Here is a 6,084-nt window from a genome sequence, read left to right as displayed (position 1 = left end):
AACAACCCACCCACAACCGGATGAGACGTGTCGTTCCACGACTCGAGCACCAAAGCACGCTCAGGCGCCGTCATGACCTCGACGTCACCGACCGCAGTGGACGGCGTTTCACCGATTTCTGTCAGCAGAGTCTCGAGGCGACCCAGCAGGGCCTGCGCGTACGACTCGTCGAAGAAGTCGGGTAGGTAACGAAGCGTCAGGTGCAGTTGATCGTCGAGACCGATCAGCAGTGTGAGCGGGTAGTTCGTGGAATCGTCGGAGGCGACATCGTCGATCACCATGCCGTCCAAGAACTCTGCTTGCGCTGCAAGACCGTCACGGTCGACCGGGTAGGACTCGAAGATCACCAGAGTGTCGAAGAGTCCGCCGACGCCCGCGGCGCTCTGCACATCGGTCAGGCCGAGGTAATGGTGATCGAGCAATCCCGCCTGTTCGATCTGAACCCGAGAGAGCAATGCCTCGACGGACTCGGCCAGATCCAGTTGGACACGCACGGGCAGCGTGTTGATGAACAGACCCACCATCTTCTCGACGCTGTCGAGTTGTGGCGGACGGCCGGAGACCGTGGCACCGAAGACAATGTCCTGGCGACCGGTCATGCGTCCCAGCAGAATTGCCCAGGCAGCCTGGACGATCGTGTTGGCGGTAACGCCGGTCCTCGATGCCAAACCGGTCAGTGTCGCGGTCACCGATTCGCTGAGCGAGATCTGCAACTTCTGCGACAGCGCACTGAATTCCTGACCAACGACGGTGGGAGCCAACAACGTCGGCTCTTCGACGCCGCCCAACGCTTTCGCCCAGGCATCCATGGACACACTGCGATCCTGCTGGACCAGCCACGCGAGGTAGTTCCGGTAGCTCAGTGACCGCGTCTGAGCGGGAATGTTCCCACGCATGGCGTAGTGGCCGAGGAGCGTCTGGAGCAGCAGCGGCATGGACCAGCCGTCGAGGATGATGTGGTGGTTTGCCACAACAAGGCGGTATTCGCTCGCCGCGATCTTGATCAGCGTGAACTTGATCAACGGCGGGTTCGACATGTCGAAGTGCGTGGCCTGGTCCTCGACAAGAATCCGATCCAACTCGCGGCGTCGTTCTTCGCTGTCAGCGATTGTGGTGAGATCCAGTTCGCGCCACGGCACGTCGATGTCACCGAGAACTACCTGGACCGGCGTACCCGTTCCGTCGACCACAAATGCGGTGCGCAGGTTCGGGTGACGATCGATGATGGCCTGTGCTGCGGCGTGGAGGCGATCCGCGTCGACGCGGCCGGACAGCGAGAGAACCATCTGCACGGAGTACAGGTCGACGGTGGACTCGGCCATGACAGCGTGGAACAGCAGACCCGACTGCAGCGGAGCCAGCGGCCAGACGTCCTGCACCGCGGGGAAACGCTGCTCGAACCCGTCGAGATCCTGCTGGGTCAGCGTTACCAGCGGCACGTCCGACGGCGTGAGTCCGCCTGCGCCGACGGCCTGTGCGTGCTGCGCCAGCGCTGTGAGTGCTCCGACCCACAGGTCGGCCAGGGCTTGCACCTCGGTGGCGCTCAGCAATCCGTTCGGGAAGGCAAACGACGCTTCGAGCACCGCGCCGTCAGGGCCGTCGTTGACGATGGCATTGATGTCGACAACCTTGTTGGCCGGCATGTCCGGGTCTTCCGGCGCAGCGACATCGGAGAAGTCGCGTGCCGGAATCCATCCGAGGCCTTGCGCTGCAGCCGGAATATCCTCCGCCACAATGCGACCCAGGTAGTTGAAGCTGACCTGCCCGCTGCTCAGCTTCGACAGCTCAGTGCAGGTGTCGTCGTTGACGTACCGCAGCAGTCCGTAGCCGACACCCTTGTCGGGAGCGGCGAGCAACTGCTCCTTGACTGCCTTGATCGCCGCTCCCGCAGCAACTCCGGCGTCGAAGGCGTCGTCGATGTCGATACCGGCAAGGTCGAGTGCGACGGGGAAGGCCGCCGTGAACCAGCCGACGGTGCGTGAGAGATCGGCACCCGGGACGACGCCCTCTTCGCGGCCGTGGCCCTCGAGCTGGAGCAGTGCCGCTTCGGTGTCGATGCCCCGCTCACGGCGCCAGCGCACCAGTGCCAGAGCAAGTCCGGCCAGCAAACCGTCGTTGGCTCCGCCGCGGAACACCTCGGGCAGAGTTGTCAGCAGGGTTTCAGTGACGCCTGTGGGCACCTCCACGCGCACACGCTCGACTGTTGCCGCAACGTCGACGGACGGATCGAACGCCCGCGAACCGAGAATCGGGTCTGGAGTCGACAGCGTCTTGCGCCAACGTGGCAGTTCTGCCAGTCGCTTGTCTGATCGTGATTCCGCAGCGAGCGAGTGCGCCCAGGTACGCATGGACGTGCCCGTCGGTTCGAGCACGGGTGCACTTCCGCCACTGCGCTGAGCCCACGCGGAAATCAAGTCCGGCACGATGATTCGCCAGGAGACGCCGTCGACGATCAGGTGATGCGCAGCCATGATCAATCGGCCGGTGCGTGTGTCACCGAAGTCGATCCACACGAACTGAGCCATGACACCGGCGGCCGGATCCAACCGGCCGAGAGCGTCGTCGAGAGCACCCGACGCGATGGCCGTCAGGTCTGCGCCCGAAATCGCGGGGTCCACCAGCACCCGTCGCACCAAAGAATCCACGTCGACGGTTCCGGGCGCGGACACAGCCATGCCCGGACCACGCTGATCATCGACCAGACGCGAACGGAACATGTCGTGGTGATTGATGACGGCAGCCAGTGTGTCGACAACACCGGTCCGGTCGATGCCGAGCGGCAACTCCAGCGTCAACAACTGGTTGAAACGCTGGAAGCTGCCGGGCCGTTCGAACATGAATCGCTTGATCGGCGTGAGCGGCATCCAACCGATGCCGCCGCCTTCGATCTCGGCGAGAACAGTGATCGCATCGGCGTCGGAGCCGAAGACGGCAACCTCTGCCAACTCAGCCACCGTCTTGTTCTCGAACACGTCCTTGGGCGTGAACAGAACACCGCGGGCCTTAGCCCGGGACACCAACTGGATCGACATGATCGAGTCTCCGCCCTGAGCGAAGAACGAATCGTCGGTACCGATCTGATCGAGGCCGAGAACGTCGGCAAAGACCTCGCTGAGGACGCGTTCCATCTCGGTCGTGGGAGCGCGGAACTCCTTGACCTCGAATACCGGCTCCGGCAGAGCCTTTCGGTCCAGCTTGCCGGCCGGGGTCAGCGGCATGTCGGTCAGAACCATGATCGACGCAGGCACCATGTGCGCCGGCAGAGTGCGTGAAACGAACTCACTCAGATCCGCCGAGCTGACAGCCGATTCCTTGCCGACAAACACGTACGACACCAGCGCCGGAGCACCGGACGTCAGCGTGGTGCCCATCGTCGCGGCGAACTCGACCTCCGAATGTGCCGTCAGTGCCGCGTCGATCTCACCGAGCTCGATACGGAACCCACGGATCTTCACCTGGAAGTCGTTGCGGCCCACGTACTCAACCTGGTATCGGTCAGTCCAACGCACAACATCACCGGTGCGGTACATGCGCTCACCGGACAGGCCGTGCGGGTTGGCAACAAAGCGATCCGCGCTCAATCCCGGGCGGCGATGGTATCCGCGGGTGACCTGGGGACCCGACAGGTACAGCTCACCGGCAACGCCAACCGGAACGGGCTGCAGACGTGTGTCGAGAACAAACGCGGCCATGTCGCCGATGGTTTCGCCGATGGTCATCCGGTCGCCCGGCATCAGCGGCACACTGACATTGGTGACGATAGTGGTCTCGGTGGGACCGTAGACATTGAGGAACGTACGTCGACGGTTCGGCTGATCCGCCCACTTGGCCATCAACTCCGGCGAGTACGCCTCACCGCCGACACCAACCACCTCAAGATCGTTCAGGCCAGACGGATCCATGGAAGCCAACGCCGCGGGCGTGATGAAGGCATGTGTGACGCGTTCGGACTTGAACAGCGCGGTCAATTCGTCGCCGCCGAAGATCGATGTCGGGACGATCACCATGGCAGCGCCTGTCGCGACAGCCAGGAACAGTTCGAGCATCGACGCGTCGAAACTCGGCGACGCGAAGTGCAGCGTGCGGGAGTTCGGCGTCACCAGGTAGTGCTGTGCCTGCGTTGCACTGAAGCTCGCGAGGCCTGCTCCCGTAGCAACAACACCCTTGGGCAAGCCTGTTGTGCCCGACGTGTAGATCACCCAGGCCGGATGCGCCGGAAGGACGGGGCGCACACGCTCATCTTCACGAATCGGTGAACTATCCTGCGCTGCCATCAATTCCGCGCAAGCAGCACTGTCGATCGCAAGCCACTCGACGGTGTCGGTAAGCCCTGCGAGTTCAGCTTCGAGAGTCAGACCGACCGAGACGCCCGAGTCGGAGACCATATGCGCGATGCGGTCAGCCGGGTAGTGCGGATCGATGGGAACAACGGCGGCACCTGTCTTGGATACCGCCCACACCAGCAGGACCGATTCGATGGAACGCGGAATCGACACTGCGACCAGGTCTTCGGCGCCCAGACCGCGAGCGATCAGGACGCGGGCGAGGCGCGACGACCACTCGTCGATCTCGGCGTACGTCATCGATCGATCCTCATAGCGGAGAGCTTCGTTGGAGGGATACAGCAACGCGGTCTCGGCCAGGATGTCGGCCAACGGCTTCGGCTCGATGCCCGAGGACGCTCGTTGACTGGTCAATTCGATACGCTCAGGCGCTTCGAGGATGTTGATGTCGCCGACAGCCTGCGTCGCATCCACGGCGACGGCCTCGAGAATCCTAGTCAACCGCTCGGCGAAGGAGACAACTGTCCCCTCGTCGAAGAGATCCGTCGCATAGGTGAAGGTCGCAGTCATGCCGTGACCATCGGCAGCTTCCACCAGGGTCAACTGAAGGTCGAACTTCGCTACAGTTTCCGCGATATCAAGTTCAGTGATATCGAGTCCCGGCAACGTCAGGTTATTCTGCCCCAGGTTCTGGAATGCCAAGGCAACCTGGAACAACGGGTTGTGAGCCTGCGAACGCACCGGATCGAGTACCTCGACCAGCCGCTCGAACGGCACGTCTGCGTGAGCGAAAGCCGCGAGATCACTCTCACGCGCCGAAGTAAGCAGATCGAGGAAACGCATCCCCGGATCGACGTCGGTACGCAGCACGAGCGTGTTGACGAACATGCCGATCAGATCGTCGAGCTGCGCTTCACCGCGACCGGCGACCGGGGTGCCAACTGCGATGTCGGTGGTGCCGGACAACCGGGCAAGAAGTGTTGCCAACGCCGAGTGCATCACCATGAACAGCGATGCCTGGTGCTCGCGACCCACAGCGGCCAGTCCGCGGTGAACATCCGCGGAAATCGGGAAGCTGTAGGTGGCTCCCCGGCCGGTGAACACGGCTGGACGCGCGCGGTCACTGGGCAAGGTGATCTGGTCCGGAACTCCGTCGAGAGCTTTGGCCCAGTAGCCGATCTGCTCTGCGAGTACGGATTCCGTGTCACCCTCGGAACCGAGAACCTCGCGCTGCCACAACGCGTAGTCGGCATACTGCACCGACAACGGCGCCCAGGTCGGGGCATGACCCTGTGAGCGGGCGTAGTACGCGGTCATCACGTCGCGGATCAACGGACCCATCGAGAAACCGTCGGTGGCGATGTGGTGAATCACTATCGCCAGTACAAACGAGTCCTCCGCGAGCTGGAAGAGCTTGGCCCGCAATGGAACCTCAACGGTGACGTCGAAGCCTGACGTGACGAAGTCCGTCACCGCCGCCACGATGTCGGATGCTTCGATTTGCACGGGAGCCAGATTCACCGGAACTGCCGCCACCGGCAAGATCCGCTGGTAGCCGGCACCGTCGACCTCGGGGTAGACCGTGCGCAGAACCTCGTGACGCTTCAACACGTCCACGACAGCGTCGTACAACGCCGCCTGATCCAACTCGCCAGTGAGAGTGATCGCCATCGGAATGTTGTTGGCTGCCGATTCGCGGTCCAATTGGTTGAGGAACCACATGCGCTGCTGCGCAAACGACAACGGCACCTGCGCCGGACGCACCTGCGCAGTCAACGCCGCACGCGAACCACCACCGACA

General features: G+C 63.0%; 1 protein-coding gene. It reads right to left on the bottom strand.

The features are described 5' to 3' along the window. Positions 1 to 6,059: amino acid adenylation domain-containing protein (locus tag ACZ3J7_RS40715; RefSeq protein ID WP_465628449.1), on the bottom strand; the 6,059-nt coding region annotated here is incomplete at its 3' end. Between the last annotated feature and the right edge of the window lie 25 nt (positions 6,060 to 6,084).

Source organism: Kitasatospora sp. NPDC015121 (assembly GCF_055562955.1).
This window is presented reverse-complemented; position numbering and strand designations above follow the sequence as displayed.